We start from the raw sequence: 19,751 nt of genomic DNA on the forward strand, positions 1-19,751 counted from the left end.
TCCATGTTCTTGCTGATCCTCCTGGGCGGGGCGGTCGCCTTCTTCGTGATCGCCATGCTCATGGCCGCCAACTCCAAGGGCGCCAAGGGAAACCAGGGTTCCGGTGGTTCGCGGGGCTCGGGCGGCTCCGGGAACCAGGACCGGTCCGCCCGCCGCGAGGACATGCGGCTCCCCTACCGCTACGCCGACGACATGATCTTCGTGCACGGCGACTCGGTGTGGACCGGTATCGCCCTGCCCACCGCCATCGACGAGTACCTCAACGCCACGGAACTGCAGACGATGGCCGAGGGCCCGGCCCGCGCGCTGCTCAACCTCGCCCGCGGCGACCGCAACGTCGAATGCCACTACCGCAAGGTGTACCGGCCGATCACCGCCACCGACTGGGCCGAGCAGCTCAACGCCGTCGCCTGGGACCCGACCGAGAACTACAAGGCGTACAACCTCCGCAAGGCCGAGTACCAGGAGCGCATCGGAGCGATGCGTGAACGCAACATCCTGCTGGTCAAGCTGGGTTCGCTGAAGCGCGGCTCGGGTGACGACGGGGTGCTGCCCGGCGGTGACGACCCGTTCGACGAGCCGGGCCTGGCCCGCGGCATGAGCGGCGTCGCCGACAAGGCGGCCGCGAGCGCGACCGGCGTCCACGGCGAGTACCTGTCGCCGGCCGTGCTGGCCCAGTGGACCCAGGTCGCCCGCGAGGTCCACGAAAGCCTTGACGGTCTCGGCGGTGCTCCGCTGACCCGCGAGGAACTGGTCTGGCTGATCCGCAAGCCCCTGCACGGCGATCTGCCGGTGCCGCCCGAGCCGGTGCTCGGCTCCCGCTCCTGGGGCCCGGACCAGTTCGACCTGGTGGTCGACTTCTCCGGCGAGAACCGCAAGACGCACATCGTGCTGCACCAGTACGACGAGGTCACCGGCGAGCAGCACACCAGCTACACGACGACGCTGGTGGCCGCCAGCTGGCCCACGGAGACCCGCTTCCGCCAGTCCTCCGCCTGGGCCCGCTACGCCGCGCAGAACGTCGAGTTCCCCGTCGAGATCGACATGCGGTTCACCCTGATCCCGTACCTGAAGTTCAAGGACCGGGCGGGGAAGATCAGCGGCAACCTCGTCGACGAGATGAACGACATGGCCAACTCCGGCCGCTCGCCCGACACCAAGCTCGCCAGCCAGGTCACCCGTGCCAAGCACCTCCTCGACGACGTCGAGGAGCACAAGATGCCGGGCATGGAGGCGCAGATCCGCTTCACCATCTCCGCCCCCGACGTCGCCGAGCTGGAGCGCCGCCGCCGCATCCTCGAGATGCAGTTCAAGCAGGATCTGAAGGTCACCCTGCTGCGGCCGACCCGCCAGCAGTGGCGGCTGCTCCAGTCCCAGCTGCCGGGCAACGCGCCCAAGCTGCCCATCGCGCCGTACCTGCGCCTGCAGGAGGTCGAGCAGCTCGGCGCCGGGCTGCCCACGGCGGGCACCGAGCTGGGCGACAATCCCGAGCAGCGGTCCGGCAAGCGGCTCGGCTGGGTGGGCAATCTGGTCGGCTGGGCCGGCAAGATGCCCGTCCACTACTCCCTGCACGTCGGACCCGCCCGCAACGACGGCGGTGGCCTCGCCATCGTCGGCGCTTCCGGCGGTGGCAAGTCCTCGCTCGCCCTGCAGAAGTTCTACGAGGAGTCGGAGTCGGGCGTGCGCTGCCTGGTCATCGACCCCAAGACCGACTTCGCCCAGCTCTGCTACTACCTGGCCTTCGGCTCCCAGGTGAACGACCCGGAGTTCGCGCACGACGCGGAGACGGGCATCCTCGGCACCGCGCACAGCCGGTTCCAGCCGGTCAACCCGGAGTTCTGGGCCGAGACCGAGGTCGTCGACCTGCTCAAGGGCCAGGCCGGGGTGCTCGACCCGTGGGTGATCGCCCGTGACGTGCCCGCGGGTCGGCTGCTCGCCGAGTCCATGCTGCGCGGTTTCCTCGGCGACGAGGACTACCAGCGGGTGCGGCTGCCCGTCATCGAGGCCATGGCGACCATCGTTGGCTGGTACAACTCCGCGATCCGGCAGGCCACCGAGCAGGGCCTGAGCGCGCGCGATGCCGAACTGCGGGTGCCCAGGCCGACGTTGTGGCAGGTCGTCGACGAGGTCGTACGGGCCTACGACCAGGCGGTGGCCTCGGGTGACCGCGAGGCCGCCAAGGACCTCAAGCTCGCCCAGATGCTGCTGACCGAGCTGCGGACCCTGCCGTATGCCCGGCTCGCCTTCGCCGAGCGCCCGCAACCGCTGTCCGCGATGCGCAAGCGCCGCACGGTCATCACGCTGCGCGGCTTCCAGTCCCCGGCCGCCTCCGACCCGCGCAACTGGAACCCCGCCGAGCGCCTCGCCGCCACCGCGCTGATGGCGGTCGTGGAGCTGGGCAGCCAGATGCTCGACGTCGGCTACGAGAAGAACCCGGTGACGGGCGAGATCGGGCTGCGGCCGAAGGCTCTGTTCGTCGACGAGGCCTACGTCGTCACCGCGACCGAGAGCGGCCGCGACCTGATGCGCCGCGCGCTCAAGCAGGGCCGCTCCTACCTCGCCGTCACCGTCCTGATCACCCAGCAGGCCATCGACCTCGTCCAGATCGAGGACTCCGAGGCCCGCAGCGGCGGCGCGAACCAGATCCACACCGTGTTCGCCTTCAAGCAGAAGTCCGCCCAGGAGGCCTCCCTGGTCGCGCCGCTGCTCGGACGCCCCGAGAACGACGCCAAGGTCATCTCGGCCCTCCAGGAGCTCCGTACCGGTGTCTGCCTCCAGCGGGACGCCGACAAGCGGGTCGGCACCGTCGCCGTCGACCTGGTCTTCAAGGAGATCCTCGCCGCGACGGACACCAACGGCACGACGCGGCCTGCTCGTCAGGGGACCAACCCGCCGCTCAGCGTGTGGGACTGGACCTTCCTGCAGGAGGCGGACCCGGAGCCGGAGCGGGAGTCGGCGCCGACGGCTGTGGCCTGAGCGTGGGCCGGCCCCCCTTTCCTTTCTCCCTCGTAACGAAGGAACTCTCATGCGCATGTCCAGGACCCTCACAGCCGGTGCCGCCCTTGTCGCGCTCGCTGCGCTCAGTGGCTGCAGCAGCGACCCGATGGAGGATCTCGGGCTCCCGGCGGCGGACGATATGGCGTCCATCGAGAAACTGATCAACCAGTACTCCCAGTGCAATGAACTCGAGATGGCCGGCCCGGAGGAAGGCGCCATGGACGATGTGGCCAAAGACCCCAACTGGGCCATCAAGGAACGCGCCACCTGCGAAGACGGTGACAACGACAGGATCACTCTGATCGCCATCTCCGACATGGCGAAGTTCCAGGCGGCGAACAGCAAGGCGGCCGCTGCCGGCAAGGGGCGCAAAGCCCTGGTCGGTCAGAACTTCGCGATCGTTCCCGAGAACGACGAGACCGTGACGGCACTCAAGCCGAGCGGGCTTCTCTTCCTGTCCTGCAAGCGCGACTTCGAGGTCCCCAGCGGCTACCAGAAGCACGCAGGACTGGCCGAGGGCTGTGTCCTGACCGACTACTTCCCCTCGTAGCGCGCAGCCCCTCTCCCATGCCCCGTGTCGCGGAACTACAGAAGGAAGGCCGATGTTCGTGCGCCGTAGCGCCAAGTCAGGCGGTGCTCTCAACGATGCCTCGTCGCTCCGCGACCGGGTGAAGCGCGCCGGCCGGGCCGCCAGGGCCGGTGTGTTCCTGATCCTCGCGCTGCTCGCGCTGACACTTGCCGCCCCCGGCACGGCACACGCGGACTTCGCCTGCGACTTCACCGGCGACGACAGCTACCAGATGGACACGCCGGGTTCCAACGGCGAGTCCCTCATGCCCGCGGTGAATCAGTGGGAGGGCAAGGAGGACCGTGCCAAGAACCTGAACGACACCACCGGCATGGTCACCGGTGCGGTCAAGATGCCGAAGAGCGCCGATCAGTACACGTTGTACGAACTCAACGGCATGCGCGGCATGAACTGGTCCATGACCTTCAAGGGCAAAGGTGACGCGTCGGAGGACAACGGCGACTTCGGCAGCGGCGCCGACGACTGCGAGATCATGGACTACGTCAACAACGGCGTCGCCGACATGGTCTTCAACGGCACCAAGATCCTGACCCGTACGGCCATCTCCATCAAGGAGTCCGCCTCCAACCCGAGTCCGCTCAGCGGGCTGTACGCCGGTCGCGACAGCGTGGTGAAGACGCTGAAGCAGAACGTCTTCATTCCGGCCGTCCCCGTCATGATCGCGCTCACCGGCCTCTGGGTCTTCACCAAGTGGCGCAAGGGCGAGATGCGTGAGGTCTGGTCCGGTGTCGGCTGGGCCTCTCTGACGACCATCGCCGTCGTGGCCCTTCTGACGGGCGGAAACTACGACAAGGTCATCGACCAGGCGGACTCCGGTATCGCCCAGGTCAACTCCGCCCTGTCCGAGGCGGTCCTCAGCGGTGTCTCGGGGCAGATGCAGTCTCCTTGCGACCTGCCGGAGGGCGCGTACAACCGGGGTCTGCGCATTTCCAGTTGTGCCATGTACGACACGCTGGCGTTCCGGCCGTGGGCGCTCGGCCAGTTCGGCGAGGGCGGCACGAACTGCATCTTCAAGAAGAACGAAGGCGGCCGGATCGAGGACGGTGCATGCCGGCCGAAGAGCGCCGGCACCGAGTGCAGCTGGGGCAAGGGAGCTCGCTGCGAGGACCTGCGGGCCCGCCAGGTGGTGGCCCAGTCCATGACCAACAAGGACATCCAGGCCGAGAAGGAAGAGAACAAGGAGTTCAACAAGTTCGACAACGATTGGCAAAGCGTCAGGAAGGACATCGCCGTCGGCGAGAAAGCCCCTGACAAGAGCATCTACCCGGTCGCATTCAACGACTGGGCGGGCAAGAACGCCGGGAGCCGCGTCGGCCTCGCCTTCTACTCCCTGGTCGCCGCGCTCATCGTCGGCCTGATGGTCATCGTCCTCAGCGCGCTCACCCTCCTGTGGCACGCCGTGACGCTGATCCTGATCATCCTGCTGCCGCTCGTCGCCACGCTGGGCATCCACCCGTCCCAGCAGAAGCTGCTCAAGGGCTGGCTGGAGACCTTCATCCACAGCTTCGTACTGCGTGCGGGCTTCGGTGTCATCCTCACCGTGCTGCTCGTGCTGTACCAGATGATCCTGCCCGCGAAGATCGCCCTGGGTATGCAGCTCCTGCTGCTCCTGCTGGTCACCGTCGCCGTCGTGATGATGCTGAAGAAGCTGCTCGCCGGAAACTTCAGCCCGCAGATCGCGGGCGCGCAGGACGCGCTGGGCGTGCGAGACATGGCCAACACGGTCAGCGGCAAGGTGGCCGACAAGGCGCCGGGCACCGCGCGCGCCACGGGGCGTGTGGCCGGGAACGCCGCCGCGCGCGTCGGCCGGGGTGTGGACGGGGCGGTGCTCGGGGGCCGGCTGCAGAAGGGCGGATGGCTGCCCATGAACAACTCCAAGCGCCAGCAGCGCAAGGGCGCGTACCGGGCCCGGTCCGCCCAGCAGAACGCGTACGAAAAGCAGCAGAACCAGGACCAGGGCCAGGGCCAGCAGGAAGCCGCTTCCGCGCCGCCCGTGGCCGAGGCCCCGCGTCCGCGCCGCAGCGGCCGGGTCAGCGCCCCCGCGGCCTACGAGAAGCCCCAGGGCGCAGGCCAGGCCCCGGCCGCGCCTGCCGCTCCCGCGCCGCAGTCCGGCGCCCCGCGCGCCCCGCAGCCGCCCGCCCAGGTCCCGCCGCAGCCGCAGCCGCCGCAGGCACAGCCGCCCCGCCCCGACCACCGCATGCCCCGATAGAAGGCACCTGTCATGGCAAGCCTCATCACCGACCACAGCCCGGCGGAACTCGCCGCCGAGCTGAACGCGCTGCTCGACCTGGACTGGCCCACCGTGTGGGCCGGGGTCCCAGCAGACGAGACCAAGCGCGGTTACTGGTGCGAGGGGTTCGGCTGGCAGCCCCTGTGGTTCCAGTCGGGCCTCTGGGTCCGCACACGTCAGGGCGGCCGTCTGCACCTGGCATCGGTCCGTCCCGGCCGCCCGGTGACCGGCGTCTCGTACACGGCGTGGCAGGTCCGTGCCGACCACGCCGACGAGAACCCGTCGCTGATGACGGCGGCCGCCGACCGTTTCGGAGCACACCTGGCGGCCCTCCGCGAGATCCTCGGTCCCCCTGACTGGCACGGCGCCTGGGACGCGCCCGACTTCCCCGAAACGCGCACGTCAGGCCAACGGGACGACGCCAAGCGGCGCCACGAGCACCAAACCCCGCACCGGTTCGCCCGCTGGACCTTCCGCACCCCGGCCGCCCCGGTCTTCGAACTCAGCGCGGGCCTTGCGGCGGGTACGGCGCCGGGCTGGGGGCCGGGCGGTGCGACGATCTCTCTCACCTGCAACGGCCAGGCGGACCCGAACGCGTCCGAGGGTCCTGGCTGGCTGCTGTGACGTGCGAGATCGAAGAGACGGAAGAGACGGGAACGACATGGGTCTGAAGCTGGAACGGGAGAGCCGCAGCCCGCAGCAGTTGATTGCCGAGCTGCGTGGGCTGGCCGACGTGGACTGGGAGACCGTCTGGAACGGTCCGCCGTATCCGGGGCAGGGCCTGGACATGTGGTGTGCGCAGTTCAACTGGGTGCCGACGAGTTTCGAGCGGGTGCTGAGCGTGCGGACCGACTCCGAGGGAAAACTCACCCTCTTTCCTCGCGGAGGCAACTGGGCTCCCGTCGTGTCCGTGGTCCAGCAGCAGTGGGGGGCCTGGGCTGAGGCCGGTGCCGACAACGTACTCGTGCGGGAACGAGCGGCCCACGTCTGGCCGCAGTACCTGACCGCCGCATGCTCCGTCCTCGGCGAACCCACCTGGGAGGGGACCTGGGCGAGCGAGGACTTTCCCGAAAAGCTCGGCGGCTACCGGATTCCGGATGCAGAGGAGCGCATCGAGGACCAGGACCCGTACCGACTGGCCTATTGGATGCCGGGCTCTGCCGACCGGCCATTGGCACTCCTGGATCTCGGCCTCGGACTCGACGCGGCCGGCACGGAGGAACCGAGTGGCGCGACCTTGGATCTGAAGTTCTATCCGGCGCCCTTGGAGAGCGGACAACTGTGAGCGCAGCGCCGATACCGGAGAACGTCGAGGCACTAGCACTTCAGCTGGCCAACGAAGAGGCCGCGAAAGTAAAAGAGGCCAGGGCCAACGCGAAGAAGATCGTCCGACGGCTGAGGGCAGAGGCTCGAGCTGAGAACAAGAGCGTCCATGACTATCTGCTGGACTTCGTCCAGCAGAGCGAAGGCGTCACGCCGCCTGAAGGAACCGCTCCGACCAGTGCCTTCTGGTCGTTCGGTGCTGACCATCCGGAGGCTCCGAAGAATCACGAGGGCAAGAACTTCCTCGACAACCGCTATGTCGCGGAGGCGTGGGCCCAGCTGCAGAACAATGAGCGTCCCGGTTCAGCGCAAACCCTCGAAACCACTGCAGCAGGCCGTCGCCTGAACGCGATGTACCTCTGGCAATCTGAGGTCACCCTTTTGCTCAGTCGGGATGATCCCCGGATCGATGTCGACGGCGAGTTCGCCAGGAAGTGTTGGGCCGGCCTCTCCAAGACCTACGCCGAGGCAGCCAAGGGGCAAGTGGTCGTCTTCGCCGAGAGCGGCCACACCCGCTCCATCCTCCACAACGTGGAAAGCCCCGCCCTCCAGGCCAATCCGCACGTCGGCCTGGAGAACATCCACTTCGCCTTCGAACCACCTCAGTGGTGGCCCGAGACTTCGCGCGACGAGATCGGCACGAACGCCGTTCGCGCCGTCGCCCAGTTCGACAATCCGAGCCTCGCTCGCTACCTCGACCCCGCGGTCTATGCGACCTGCGAACCAGAGGTCCGCAAGGAGATGCTCAGCAAGGTCATGGCGGGCGCGACCCCCCAGAAGGAGGCGCCGCAGAAGGAGGCAGCACAGCAGGAGGCGCCGCAGCAGGAGGCAGCGGCCGTCGGCTCGAAGACCACTGAAGCTGCAACAGAAGCCACCACGGAAGTCGCAACCGAAGCCGAAGCCGCAACAGAAGCCGAAGCTGCTGCCGAAACCGGAGCGGAAGCCGAAGCCCCCGCCGTCCAAGCGCCCGCTCCCGCCGCCGCCACGGCCAGCCCCGTCCCGCCGCCCCTCTGGCAGATGGGTTTCACCCCCCGGCCCACCCGCATCAAACCCGGCTCCTCCGGCCCTTCCTCGACGACGACCGAGCCCCCCGGTGTCGACACCGGGCTCGCTTCCCGTGCCGCCGGAAATGGAATGGAGGGCCCATGAGTTCCCGCTCCGCCCTCACCCCTCTACGACGCCTCCTGCGCCAGGACAGCAGCGACACCTGGGCCGTACGACTGCTCCCCCGCATCGTCTTCGGGCTGGCCCTCGCCTACACGCTCTTCGTACTCGCGTCGGCCGGCATGTCCTCGTTCATCGCGGTCTGCACAGTGCTGGCCCTCGCCGTGACCGGCTGGCTGCTCCGTCGTCGTGGGCAGTTGCTGCTCGGGCTCGTGTCGACGACCGTCACCGCCGCGGTCACCGGCGGCCTGGCGGCCGCGGGTGACATCGCCCGGGGCACCGCGAGCGGACTCCTCAGCGGGCAGGCCGTGTTCGGCTACTGGGCGCTCTCCGGGATGGCCCTCCTCGGGGCCTGGATGGGCAAGGAGCACCCGGGCCGCCGGGGCGTCACCGTGGTCATCGCCGACGTGGTTCTCGTCACGATCGCCGGCGTGGGAACAGTCCTTCCCTCGGCGTCCGTTCCCCTCGGGTTCCTGGGCGTGGTCGCGGTGCTGGCGGCCCGCGGGGGCGGCATCGCCGCAGTACGGAAGCGTATGCGCGGGATGAGCCGGCCCGGGCGACGATCTCTTCCGGCCGCCGATTCGGACGGCTAGCACCCTGATGAGTGGTCAGCATCCGACGGGCGCATGCAGGGCGATGCGTTCGAGACAACTTTGCGGTCGCCAATTGGCTTGTTCTAGAGTCCCCGCGGGTCATAGATCAAATCGGGGGATCACGTTTATGGTCACAACAGCCCATAGGGCGCTACCTGCACTCATACGGCCAACCATCAGGTCCACGCCCAGGTCCACGCCCAGGTCCGCGCCCAGGTCCGCGCCCGCGTCCACGCCTTTGCCCTGCCGACGGCGGCCCGACATTTTCCGCCACCCGCTCCTCGTGAACCCGCCGGCCGGCACCACGGGCCTCCCCATCCAGACGCGACGACTCCAGGCTCTCGTACACGCGGCCCGGCAGCTCTGCTCCTCCTGCCCGCTCTGGGCGGAGTGCCTGCGGGACTCCGTCACCCAGTCCGATCCGGGTGGCTATGCCGCCGCCACCACCCAGGAGGACCGTCGCCGGATCCGCCGGCGGCTCGGAATCGGCAACGCCCAGGGAGACCTGGGGTTGCCGCCTGACTCCGGGCACCGCACGGTCGGATTCGACGCCGTACTCGACGCGTTCGATGCCCAGCAGGAGCGCCGGAGGGACCGGCCCGGACGGCAACCGCAGCACCCCCGGGAATCCACAGCACACCGCGTCGCGGCACGCGGTCAGCAGCACGACAACACACACGAGGTATCAATGGCGGCCCCGGCAGGCGAACGAATAACTTTCTCGCTCGAAGATCCGGCCCTCGCCATACAGAAGGCCGTCCTCGGCCCGCTGGTGCACTCCACGCTTCCCACCCTCGAGATCACCGAGCAGCTCGCCGGGATGATGGCGCACGCGCCCTCCGCCGGGCTGACCTCCCAGCTGCTCGAAGCCTTCCGGGAGGCACGCCGCTGCCTCGAGTCATGGCGTGCGAAGACCGGCGACGACACCCCGCGCCGTCCGGCGGACCACGGACTCACCGGATCCGTCAGCGTCGAGCTCGCGACCAGTGACCCCCTCGCCGCCCTGCGCCAGGACATCTTCGAGCCCCTGGTGCGACGCCTCGCCGAGTCACTCGGCCGTATCGAGGCGATCACGGCGGTGCTCGTCGCGGCCCCGGGCCACACCGTTCCGCACGGCCCTGAACTCGAGGCGGTGCACGCGGCACTGCGCGATCTCGGATCGCAGCTGGAGCAGTACGACGCCATCGCGCCGCTTCACGAGGACCACTTCTGCGGCCACGACGCCCCGCAGCACGACGCGCACCCCCGGACCGACCCGCATCCCCGGACCGACCCGCTCCCCCGGACCGACGCGCGCTTCCGGTCCGAAGCGCATCCCCGGCCCGCCGCGCCCGGCACCTCCGCCGGGAGCGTGATCCCGCTCGCTTCCTGGACCGCGCCGAGTCTGCGCAGGGCGGTGGAGCTGGCGGTGGCTTCCTTTCCCGGCCCCTTCACCGGTCGTGACATCCTGCTGGCGCTGCCCCCGGGTTCGTACCAGGATTCGGCGAAGTCGGTCAGCAACGCCCTCTCAGCCATGGTCAAGTCGGGCCGTCTGCGGCGTGTGTCCCGCGGCACCTACACCGTGGCCGCCCAGTCCACCGACGCCATCGCCGCGCACTCCTGAAGGGCACTGCCTTGCATCCCAGCCACCCGGCCGCCGATGTCCGCATCTTCTCCCCCAACGCGGGCCTGATCGACGGGGTCCCCGTCACGGCGCCGCCCTACGGCGACATCCAGGAAGTCGTCATCGCGATCCTCCAGCAGCGCGCCCAGCAGCTCGGAGCCCCGACACCGGCCGTCATCACGGACGGCCGTTACGGCGGTGCGATCCGCATCCTCATCCACCCCGACGGCGCCACCGAAGCCCTGGACTGACCGCCCGCCGGTCACCGAAGCCGAGCGCCCAGCCGGCCGACCTCCGCCATACCGCGGTTCTTCGGTACGGCCGGACGTCCGTCCATTTGCGTTGTCGCGCGACGGATCCATGCCCGTCGGCCTTCTCTCTTCGGCCTTTCCACATGTCGTGGCTGCACTCATCCGGCCGGGAGGGCCGGGACGGCCGGTACGCACCGCAGACCGGATACGCCGCGCATGCCCGCTGCCCGGCCGAGAAGCGGCTCCTGACCTGGCCGCCGACCGAACACGCCGCTCTCAACACGCCGTTGCGGTCGGCCGAGGCGGATCCTCGCAGACATCTTCGCCCGGCCGCCGACCGCCGGCCACGGCCCGTACGCCCGACCATTGGCAGGAAGGACACGACACATGAGACTGCTGCGCTCCGACAGCCCGCCGGTCGACCGGCCGACCGAGGTCGGCGCCGGGATCCGCGAGGCGCCCACCATGCCGAACGTCACGGAGGCCCGGCGGCCGGGCCACGGGGACGGGGTCGCCTCGTGACCGCCGTACTGTCCACCGTCAGCCTCGGCGTCGAGCGCACCGGCTCCTGGACGGACGTCGGCCGCAGCGGGATCGACAAGCGCCCGGTCGGCCAGCGCGTGACGGCCCGCACCTGGGGCCTGGAGGGCGATCTGATCGCCAACCTGAAGGTGCACGGCGGCCCGGACAAGGCCGTCTACGCCTTCGCCCGCGAGGACGCCGTCTTCTGGGAGCGGGAACTGGGGCGCGAAATCGAGCCCGGCAACTTCGGCGAGAACCTCTCCACCCTCGGCCTCGACATCACCGGGGCCGAGGTCGGCGAGCAATGGGCCATCGGGGACGCCGTGTTCGAGGTGATCAGGGCGCGTAAGCCGTGCCGCGTCTTCGCCGGCTTCTGGGACGTACCGGACCTGGTCAAGCGCTTCATCGCACACGGGGCGCCCGGCGCGTACCTCCGCGTGCTCAAGGAGGGCACCGTCGGCGCGGGCGACCCGGTCGAGATCATCAGGCGCCCCGGCCACGGCGTCACCATCGGGCTGATGCTGCGGGCCCTGACCACGGAGCGCCATCTGCTGCCGCGCTTCCTCGCTGCCCCCGAGATGCTCCCCAAACACCATGAAAAGGCCCGCCGGTGGCTTGCCGCGCAACAAGAGACGGAGAGTGTGACGCGATGACGACCGACACGCAGCCGCTGATCGACCCGACCTGGCCGGCCGCCCTGGACTGGAGCGACATGCCGGCCCTGCACCGTCTCATGGACGCGATGAAACGCGACACCGGCGAGGCGTGGTGGCAGTACGGCCAGAAGGCCGAGAGGCCGGAGGACCAGGCCAAGCACCGGCTGGGCGCGGAGCGGGTCGAGGAGATCCGGCAGCTGCTGATCAGCCAGGGCTGCATCCGTTGACCGGGATCGCAGCCGAGAACGGGAGCGGAATCGGGAACGGGAACGGGAACGCAGCCGGGAACGGGAACGCGGCCGGGAACGCGACCGAGCCGGTCGAACTGGTCATCTTCGACTGCGACGGCGTGCTCGTCGACAGCGAGCCCATCGCCGTACGGACGCATGTCGCGCTCGGCGCCGAGCTGGGCTGGCCGCTGACCGAGGCCGAGGTCATGGAGCGCTTCGTGGGCCGCTCCACCACCTCCATCGGCGAGCAGATCGCCGAGCGGGTCGGCTCCGACACCGCGCGGATCTGGGACGAGCGCTTCCGGGAGATACACGCGCGGGCGGTGGACATCGGCCTGAGGGCCGTCAGCGGCATCGCGGAGGCCCTCGACAGCCTGGAGGTCCTCGGTTTCGGGCCGCAGCAGCGGTGCATCGCCTCCAGCGGCAGCCACGAGAAGATGCGCCACACCCTGGGCCGGGTCGGACTGTACGACCGTTTCGAGAACCGGATCTTCAGCGCCCACGAGGTCGAGCGCGGCAAGCCGGCCCCGGACCTCTTCCTGCACGCCGCCCGCTCCCTGGGCGTTGACCCGGCGCGCTGCGCGGTCGTCGAGGACAGCCGCTTCGGCATCCAGGCCGCCGCGGCCGCCGGCATGCGCGGCTTCGGGTACGCGGGCGGTCTGACCCCGGCCGAGTGGCTGACGGGTCCCGGGACGGTGGTCTTCACCGACATGCGGGAACTGCCGGCTCTGCTCTCGGCGCACCGGACGGAGAGGGCGGGCCATGCCGCAGGGGATTGAGCGCAAGTACCTGCTGGGCGCGGCGGCCGAGGACTTCACCCCGCCCTCCCCTGGCGCGCGGCGGCAGGCTCGAACGTGCGCCACGCTTCAGTAACGCTCGACCAGGTGCTCGCGTCCCGCCGGCGGCTCGTACGGCTCGGGCCAGAAGTCGGTCACGGTGCTGATCCGGCCCTCCGCGTCGGCCGTGAAGAAGTTGATCGCGTGCATCTCCTCGAGGCCGGCCGTGACATGTATCCAGGTCACGGCCCCCTCCTCGTCGGCGACGACGCGCTGGACGCGGACGTGCCAGTCGCCCGGATACTCCTGGTTGAACCGGACATAGGTCTCCCTGCCGCGGATCCGCTCACGGGTCTGCGGCAGGTCGTAGACCACGTCCTCGGCGAGAGTCGCTGCGAAGGCCTGCCAGTCGCGGGCCTCCGCCGAGGACCAGTACGTCTCAACTGTCTTGCGCAGTGCTGTCATACGGGGGAGTGTGCATCCCGCCACTGACACTCAGACCGTGACCTGCTTCGCCGCCGGTTATCCACAGGCTGCGGACGACGCGAACGGATTGTGGGCGGAGCGGCGCAGAATGGTGGGCATGACTGAGATCACCGAATCCACGGCGTCGAACCCTGCGGATGCGCCGACGGCCACGCCGGCCTGGGAGCAGCGGTTTCGCGCGCCCCGCGTCTCGCTGCCCGACTGGGCGGAGGACGCGCCGCACCGCTCGCTCTTCGTGTCGAACGCGACGGGGACCTACGAGCTGTACGCATGGGACCGCGCGACCGGCGAGCAGCGCCAGGTGACCGACCGGCCGAACGGGACGACGGACGGGATACTGACGCCCGACGGCGAGTGGATCTGGTGGTTCTCGGACAAGGACGGGGACGAGTTCGGGGTCTGGATGCGACAGCCCTTCGGCGGCGGGGCGGACGAGCCGGCGGCGCCCGGCCTCGACGCCTCGTACGGGGCGGGGCTGGCCCTTGGCCGGGACGGCACGGCCGTGGTGGGCCGCTCCACGGACGAGGAAGGTACGACGATCCATGTCGTACGTTCCGGGTCGGACCCGGTCGAGATCTACCGGCACCGGGAGTCGGCCGGGGTCGGCGATCTCTCGCACGACGGGACGCTGATCGCGATCGAGCACACCGAGCACGGCGACGCGATGCACTCGGCACTGCGTGTCGTACGGCTGGACGGCACGAAGGTGTCCGAACTGGACGACACCAAGGGCGGCTCGGTGGAGCTGGGCCTGGAGGTGCTCGGCTTCGCGCCGGTGGACGGGGACACCCGGCTGCTCGTGGGCCACCAGCGGCGGGGCCGCTGGGAGCCGATGCTGTGGGACGTGGCGTCCGGCGAGGAGACCGACCTGGCGATCGAGCTTCCGGGCGATGTGAGTGCCGAGTGGTATCCGGACGGCTCGGCCCTGCTGATCGCGCACAGCTTCGAGGCACGCAGCGAGCTGTGGCGCTTCGACCCGGCGACGCGCGAGCTGTCCCGGGTGGAGACCCCCGCGGGTACGGTCTCGGGCGCCACGGCCCGGCCGGACGGGACGGTGGAGTACCTGTGGTCGTCCGCCGCGCACCCGCCGAAGGTCCGCTCCACAGCGGGCCGCGAGGTGCTGGACCCGCCGGGGCTGACGGCCCCCGGATCGGTCCGGGTCGAGGACGTGTGGGTGGACGGGCCCGGGGGCCGTATCCACGCACTGGTGCAGCGGCCGGAGGGAGAAGGGCCGTTCCCGACGGTCTTCGAGATCCACGGCGGCCCGACCTGGCACGACAGCGATGCGTTCGCGGCCGGGCCGGCGGCCTGGGTGGACCACGGCTATGCGGTGGTGCGGGTCAACTACCGGGGATCGACCGGATACGGGCGGGAGTGGACGGACGCCCTCAAGCACCGGGTCGGGCTGATCGAGCTGGAGGACATCGCGGCGGTCCGTGAGTGGTCGGTGTCCTCCGGCCTCGCCGACCCGGCGAAGCTGATCCTGGCGGGCGGCTCGTGGGGCGGCTATCTGACGCTTCTCGGGCTCGGCACACAGCCCGACGCATGGGCGCTCGGCCTGGCCGCGGTGCCGGTCGCGGACTACGTGACGGCGTACCACGACGAGATGGAGGCCCTGAAGGCGATGGACCGCACACTGCTGGGCGGTACGCCGGAGGAGGTCCCGGAGCGGTTCGAGGCGTCGTCGCCGCTGACGTACGTGGACGCGGTGCGGGCGCCGGTCTACATCTCGGCCGGCGTCAACGACCCGCGCTGCCCCATCCGCCAGGTCGAGAACTATGTGGACCGCCTCGCGGCCCGTGGCGCCGTCCACGAGGTGTACCGGTACGACGCGGGCCACGGCTCGCTGGTGGTGGAGGAGCGGATCAAGCAGGTGCGGCTCGAGCTGGCCTTTGCCGAGAGGCATCTGAAGTAGGCAGGGCACGGCCGGGCATCAGCAGCAGCGGCGGAACAGGGACCAGGCCCTGGACGCGGACGGGGACCTGGACCAGACCCTGGACGGTGACGGGGACCTGGACCAGGCCCTGGACGCCGACGGGGCCAGGACCGGACCCGGGAGAGGGGGGAAAGCGGGCGTTCCGTACCGTGGAGGGGTGTACCGGTTCCTGCTGACGCCCCGCTGGTGGGGGATCAATCTCTTCGTCGTGCTGGCGATCCCCTTCTGCATCTTCATGGGGACCTGGCAGCTCGGCCGGTTCGAGGACCGCGTCGACACGCACCAGGCCGCCGAGCAGCGCCCGGCGGCGGGCGAGCAGGCCGTCGCACCGCTAGACGAGCTGCTGCCCGTCGACAAGAACACCTCGGGCCGGCACGCGACGGCCAGCGGGCGGTACGGGGAGCAGTTCCTCGTACCGGACCGGGAGCTGGACGGTAGGCGCGGGTCGTACGTGCTGACGCTTCTGCGCACCGACGGCGGCAAGGCTCTGCCGGTCGTACGGGGCTGGCTGCCCGCCGGGGCGAAGGCCCCGGCGGCGCCCGCCGGTGAGGTCACCGTCACCGGTGCACTGCAGGCCTCCGAGACGCAGGGCACCGACGGTGTGCACACCGGAGGCGGGCTGCCGAGCGGCCAGCTCGGCATGATCAGCGCGGCGTCGTTGGTCAACCTGGTGCCGGACGACGTGTACGACGCCTGGATCACGCTCACCACCGCGTCGGACGGGCTGCGGCCGGTTCCGGCCGCAGTGCCGCAGGGCAGCGGGCTCGACCTCAAGGCGTTCCAGAATCTCGGCTACACGCTGGAGTGGTTCGCCTTCGCGGGCTTCGTGCTGTTCATGTGGTTCCGCTTCGTGCGGCGCGAGGCGGAGGCCGCGAAGGACGCGGCGCTCGGCCTCGACCCGGCGTAACGCACGGCGTTCCGGGGTCCGGGTCCGGGGTCCGGTGTTCGGGGTCCCAGGGTCAGGGCGAGGCAGTCCCGCCGGCGGCCCAGCGGCCCCGCGGGTCTCCAGGTCCGCACTAGGACGCGGGCAGGGCGCCGGTGCGGTAGATCGTGCCCGCGCAGGCCTTCGGGATCGTTGTCTCGGCGTTCGGGCCGCCCGGCTCGGGGGTGTGGGTCACCGTGATGCTGCCGTCCGCCGTGGTACCGCCGTCGTCGCTGACGAGCTGGGGTTCGGTGCCGGCCGCTGTCGTGCCGTCGGTCGTGCCCGACGAGCCGCCGTCCGAAGGCGAGGGGTCGGGTGAGGCGCCGCTCGTGGGGCAGGTCTCCGAGGGGACGAAGGCGAACTTCACCTCGTACGCCGTCTCCGGCTTGAGGACCACCGTGCTGGACTCCTGGGACGGATCGGGCAGTCCGCTCGCGGCGTCGCCCGTCGTGTGAGTCACCACATTGATCTTGGCCGGGTCGGCCGCGCCCACGGCCTGGAAGGCGACCGCACCGGCCCCGTTGACCGCACAGTCGGTGCCGGAGACGTTGGCGATGCGGAACGTGCCGTACACCTTGCCCTCCGGATCAGGTGCGCCCGTCTGTGCCGAGCCTGCGAGCTGAGTGGCTGCGCAGGTGGGCGTCGAGGCGTCGGCGCTGCCCGTCGGGTTGGCCGTGCCGCCCGTAGAGCCGCCCGTGGTGCCGGTGCCCGGCGACTGCGGCTTCACCGACGGGTCGGGTGCGCCGGGGGTGCTGGGCTGCTCCCCCGGGGAGCTGCCGTTCACCTGCTCCCCGCCGTCCTCGCCCTCCTCGGTGCCGGTGCCGCCCTGGGCCTGCTCACCGTGGCCGGCGTTGATGGTCTGGTCGTCGGAGAGGCCTCCGGAGTTCGCGACGTGGACGAACGCCGGGACCGCGGTGCCGAGAAGGATCACCGAGGCCGCCAGCCCGACGAGGGCCTGGCGCTTGCGGGCGCGGCGCGCGGGCACCGCCCGGCGCAGATGGTCGAGGGCGCCTTCGGTCGGCGCGAGGTCCCCGACGGCGCTGTGGAGCATCCGCCGCAGGGCCAGCTCCTCCTGACCGAGGTCCTCCTGCCCCAGATCCCCCCGATCAAGGTCTCCCGGAGCCAGGGAGTCCCGCCCCAGCACCTTCGCGAAGAGGGCGTCCGGACCGCCGGGACCGGCGGTGCGGGGTGTCTCACCTCCTGGCCCGTAATCGTCCATTCCGTTCCGCGGCCCGTCGTTCACAATTCCGTTTCCAGTCCGGTCGTCCAACGGCCCGTCCGGCCCGTACAGCTCAGTGGTGTGCTTCTCGTCGTACGTATCGCCGGAGGCGACGTCGTCCGGCTCGCGCCCCGGTCCGTGCTCTTGCCCGTGTTCGTGCCTGCTCATGCCGTCGCCCCCATGGCGACACGCAGCGCCGCGATGCCCCGCGAGCCGTACGCCTTCACCGAGCCCAGCGATATGCCCAGCGTCTCGGCGACCTGAGCCTCCGTCATGTCCGCGAAGTAGCGGAGCACGAGCACCTCGCGCTGGCGCCGCTGGAGCCCGCGCATCGCCTTGATCAGCGCGTCCCGCTCCAGCTGGTCGTACGCACCCTCCTCGGCGCTCGCCATGTCCGGCATCGGCTTGGAGAGCAGCTTCAGCCCGAGGATCCGGCGGCGCAGCGCGGACCGCGACAGATTGACGACCGTCTGCCGGAGGTAGGCGAGGGTCTTCTCCGGGTCACGGACGCGGTTGCGCGCCGAGTGGACGCGGATGAAGGCCTCCTGGACGACGTCCTCGCAGGACGCGGTGTCGTCGAGCAGCAGCGCCGCGAGTCCGAGCAGCGACCGGTAGTGGGCGCGATAGGTCTCGGTGAGATGATCGACAGTGGTCCCCGCTGCCATGGTGTCGTCAGCGCCCTCACGCTGCGACGGAACGCGGCCTGGGCGCGCTGCGGGCATGGGAGCGATCACCGGCATCCCGCCGACGGGACGCCCGGAGGCACGGGAAGGGCGGGACGGCCGGAGCGGGCGCACGGAAGCACCGCGGACCGGGACGAAGCCCGCGCTCCGCGCCGGGAGCACGCCGGCGCCCCGGGTCGGGAGCATGCCCGTACCCCGGACCGGGACCACCGCTGTGATGTCGAGTACCTCTGCCACGCCTGTTGGACACGCTTCCCCCCGTCAGGGTTGTACGCGCACACCACCGCTTTTGACGATGCACCGTATGCCCTCATGCGCACCAGCTCTTCCCCAATGCCCCATTTGTCGCGGCACCGTGAAGGGGCGACCGCAAAGACGCTTCCCGCCCAGTAACCGGTTGCACAATGGCGGGAAATCATCGTCGAACATGCCATCACCCCAGTTCAAGCGGTCCATACCAGGGACTTGCTCACAGGGTGTTCACAGATCCTATAAAGATCTATGACAACTCGGCTCAGAATTCCCTCGCGATCGCCTCGGCGATCTGAGCGGTGTTCAGCGCGGCACCCTTGCGGAGGTTGTCACCGCACACGAAGAGTTCGAGTGCGCGGCTGTCGTCCATGGCCCGCCGGACCCGTCCCACCCACGTCGGGTCGGTGCCCACCACGTCGGCGGGCGTGGGGAATTCGCCCTCCGCGGGGTCGTCGAACAGCACCACTCCGGGCGAGGTCGCCAGGATCTCGTGGGCCCGTCCGACGGAGACCTCGTGCTCGAAGCGGGCGTGCACGGAGACCGAGTGCGTTGTGACGACCGGCACACGGACGCACGTTGCGGAGACCCGCAGTTCGGGCAGGTCCAGGATCTTGCGGGTCTCGGCCCGGATGGCGAGCTCCTCGGAGGACCAGCCGTCCTCCGCGAGCGATCCGGCCCAGGGCACCACGTTGAGCGCCATGGGCGCGGCGAAGGGGCCGGTGTCGTCGCCGACGGCACGGCGTACGTCACCGGGGTTGGTCCCCAGCTCCGTGCCGGCGACCAGGGAGAGCTGGGAGCGCAGCACCTCGACGCCGCCGTACCCGGCCCCGCTGGCCGCTTGGTACGTGGAGACCACCAACTCGTCGACGCAGAACTCGGCGTGCAGCGCACCCACCGTGACGATCATGGCCAGGGTGGTGCAGCAGGGGCTCGCGACGATGCCGCGCGGACGCACCCGTACGGAATGGGGGTTGATCTCGGGCACGACGAGGGGAACGTCCGGGTCCAGCCGGAAAGCGGCTGAATTGTCCACGACCACCGCGCCGTTGGCGGCGGCGATCGGCGCCCAGTGGGCGGCCACCTCGGCGGGCACCAGGAACAGCGCGACGTCGACACCCGTAAGCGCTTCCTCGGAGAGCGCGACGACCTCGGTCTCCTCGCCGCGTACGGCCAGCTTGCGGCCGGCCGGACGCGACGAGGCGACAAGGCGTATCTCGCCCCAGATGTCCGCGTGCTGGGACAGGATCTGGAGCATCACCGCACCGACGGCCCCGGTCGCGCCGACGACCGCGAGCGTCGGCTTGCGGTTCATCGCGCGA

The 19,751-nt window shown here is 70.2% G+C and carries 19 protein-coding genes; 15 read left to right on the plus strand and 4 right to left on the minus strand.

Features of this window, described 5'->3' with window-relative positions; all coding sequences use genetic code 11:
• Positions 1–3 precede the first annotated feature (3 nt).
• From ACZ6ZQ_RS32200 to ACZ6ZQ_RS32260, 13 genes are all read left to right on the plus strand, one after another.
• Positions 4–2,976, plus strand: a complete 2,973-nt coding sequence (locus ACZ6ZQ_RS32200) for an ATP-binding protein (RefSeq protein ID WP_469772047.1) — start codon at positions 4–6, stop codon at positions 2,974–2,976.
• 55 nt (positions 2,977–3,031) lie between these two features.
• Positions 3,032–3,547 carry a hypothetical protein gene (locus tag ACZ6ZQ_RS32205; protein ID WP_469772048.1) on the plus strand — a complete coding sequence of 172 codons (516 nt, stop codon included), beginning with the start codon at positions 3,032–3,034 and terminating at the stop codon, positions 3,545–3,547.
• Between the two features lie 52 nt (positions 3,548–3,599).
• Positions 3,600–5,795, plus strand: coding sequence for a hypothetical protein (locus ACZ6ZQ_RS32210; RefSeq protein WP_469772049.1), 2,196 nt, complete (start codon positions 3,600–3,602; stop codon positions 5,793–5,795).
• A 12-nt stretch (positions 5,796–5,807) separates the two neighbouring features.
• On the plus strand, positions 5,808–6,440 hold the full coding sequence (locus ACZ6ZQ_RS32215) for a hypothetical protein (protein WP_469772050.1): 633 nt from the start codon (positions 5,808–5,810) through the stop codon (positions 6,438–6,440).
• A 37-nt stretch (positions 6,441–6,477) separates the two neighbouring features.
• A complete protein-coding gene (locus ACZ6ZQ_RS32220) occupies positions 6,478–7,101 on the plus strand; it encodes a hypothetical protein (protein ID WP_469772051.1) in 624 nt (207 codons plus the stop codon).
• The gene (locus ACZ6ZQ_RS32225) at positions 7,098–8,288 is read left to right on the plus strand and encodes a hypothetical protein (protein ID WP_469772052.1); all 1,191 of its coding nucleotides are present in this window, start codon (positions 7,098–7,100) and stop codon (positions 8,286–8,288) included. The genes ACZ6ZQ_RS32220 and ACZ6ZQ_RS32225 overlap by 4 nt, the downstream gene beginning before the upstream one ends.
• Positions 8,285–8,896, plus strand: a complete 612-nt coding sequence (locus ACZ6ZQ_RS32230; RefSeq protein ID WP_469772053.1) for a hypothetical protein — start codon at positions 8,285–8,287, stop codon at positions 8,894–8,896. Before ACZ6ZQ_RS32225 ends, ACZ6ZQ_RS32230 begins: the two co-directional genes overlap by 4 nt.
• A gap of 283 nt (positions 8,897–9,179) precedes the next feature.
• A complete protein-coding gene (locus tag ACZ6ZQ_RS32235; protein WP_469772054.1) occupies positions 9,180–10,499 on the plus strand; it encodes a WhiB family transcriptional regulator in 1,320 nt (439 codons plus the stop codon).
• Between the two features lie 11 nt (positions 10,500–10,510).
• On the plus strand, positions 10,511–10,750 hold the full coding sequence (locus ACZ6ZQ_RS32240) for a hypothetical protein (protein WP_469772055.1): 240 nt from the start codon (positions 10,511–10,513) through the stop codon (positions 10,748–10,750).
• Between the two features lie 387 nt (positions 10,751–11,137).
• Positions 11,138–11,272 (plus strand): hypothetical protein, encoded by a 135-nt coding sequence (locus tag ACZ6ZQ_RS32245; protein WP_469772056.1) that lies wholly within the window; start codon positions 11,138–11,140, stop codon positions 11,270–11,272.
• Positions 11,269–11,925: an MOSC domain-containing protein gene (locus tag ACZ6ZQ_RS32250; protein ID WP_469772057.1), complete on the plus strand. Its 657-nt coding sequence runs from the start codon at positions 11,269–11,271 to the stop codon at positions 11,923–11,925. Before ACZ6ZQ_RS32245 ends, ACZ6ZQ_RS32250 begins: the two co-directional genes overlap by 4 nt.
• Positions 11,922–12,155 carry a hypothetical protein gene (locus ACZ6ZQ_RS32255; protein WP_469772058.1) on the plus strand — a complete coding sequence of 78 codons (234 nt, stop codon included), beginning with the start codon at positions 11,922–11,924 and terminating at the stop codon, positions 12,153–12,155. Before ACZ6ZQ_RS32250 ends, ACZ6ZQ_RS32255 begins: the two co-directional genes overlap by 4 nt.
• Before the next feature lie 98 nt (positions 12,156–12,253).
• Positions 12,254–12,937 (plus strand): HAD family hydrolase, encoded by a 684-nt coding sequence (locus ACZ6ZQ_RS32260; RefSeq protein ID WP_469772074.1) that lies wholly within the window; start codon positions 12,254–12,256, stop codon positions 12,935–12,937.
• A gap of 87 nt (positions 12,938–13,024) precedes the next feature.
• Here ACZ6ZQ_RS32260 and ACZ6ZQ_RS32265 read toward each other — a convergent pair whose 3' ends face one another.
• The gene (locus tag ACZ6ZQ_RS32265; RefSeq protein WP_469772059.1) at positions 13,025–13,399 is read right to left on the minus strand and encodes a nuclear transport factor 2 family protein; all 375 of its coding nucleotides are present in this window, start codon (positions 13,397–13,399) and stop codon (positions 13,025–13,027) included.
• Positions 13,400–13,517: 118 nt separating this feature from the next.
• Here ACZ6ZQ_RS32265 and ACZ6ZQ_RS32270 point away from each other — a divergent pair, with 118 nt between their 5' ends.
• Both ACZ6ZQ_RS32270 and ACZ6ZQ_RS32275 read left to right on the plus strand, forming a co-directional pair.
• Positions 13,518–15,335, plus strand: a complete 1,818-nt coding sequence (locus tag ACZ6ZQ_RS32270; RefSeq protein WP_469772060.1) for a S9 family peptidase — start codon at positions 13,518–13,520, stop codon at positions 15,333–15,335.
• 178 nt (positions 15,336–15,513) lie between these two features.
• Complete coding sequence (locus ACZ6ZQ_RS32275; RefSeq protein WP_469772061.1) at positions 15,514–16,263, plus strand: SURF1 family protein; 750 nt, start codon at positions 15,514–15,516, stop codon at positions 16,261–16,263.
• A gap of 109 nt (positions 16,264–16,372) precedes the next feature.
• Here the strand turns inward: ACZ6ZQ_RS32275 and ACZ6ZQ_RS32280 are convergent, their stop codons facing one another.
• The 3 genes from ACZ6ZQ_RS32280 to ACZ6ZQ_RS32290 all read right to left on the minus strand — a co-directional run bounded on the left by ACZ6ZQ_RS32280 (position 16,373) and on the right by ACZ6ZQ_RS32290 (position 19,744).
• Positions 16,373–17,665, minus strand: coding sequence for a hypothetical protein (locus tag ACZ6ZQ_RS32280; RefSeq protein ID WP_469772062.1), 1,293 nt, complete (start codon positions 17,663–17,665; stop codon positions 16,373–16,375).
• Positions 17,662–18,417 (minus strand): SigE family RNA polymerase sigma factor, encoded by a 756-nt coding sequence (locus tag ACZ6ZQ_RS32285; protein ID WP_469772063.1) that lies wholly within the window; start codon positions 18,415–18,417, stop codon positions 17,662–17,664. Before ACZ6ZQ_RS32285 ends, ACZ6ZQ_RS32280 begins: the two co-directional genes overlap by 4 nt.
• Before the next feature lie 277 nt (positions 18,418–18,694).
• Entirely contained in the window at positions 18,695–19,744 is a 1,050-nt protein-coding gene (locus ACZ6ZQ_RS32290) for an aspartate-semialdehyde dehydrogenase (RefSeq protein WP_469772064.1), read from the minus strand.
• Positions 19,745–19,751 lie beyond the last annotated feature (7 nt).

Source organism: Streptomyces sp. NPDC053673 (assembly GCF_055585225.1).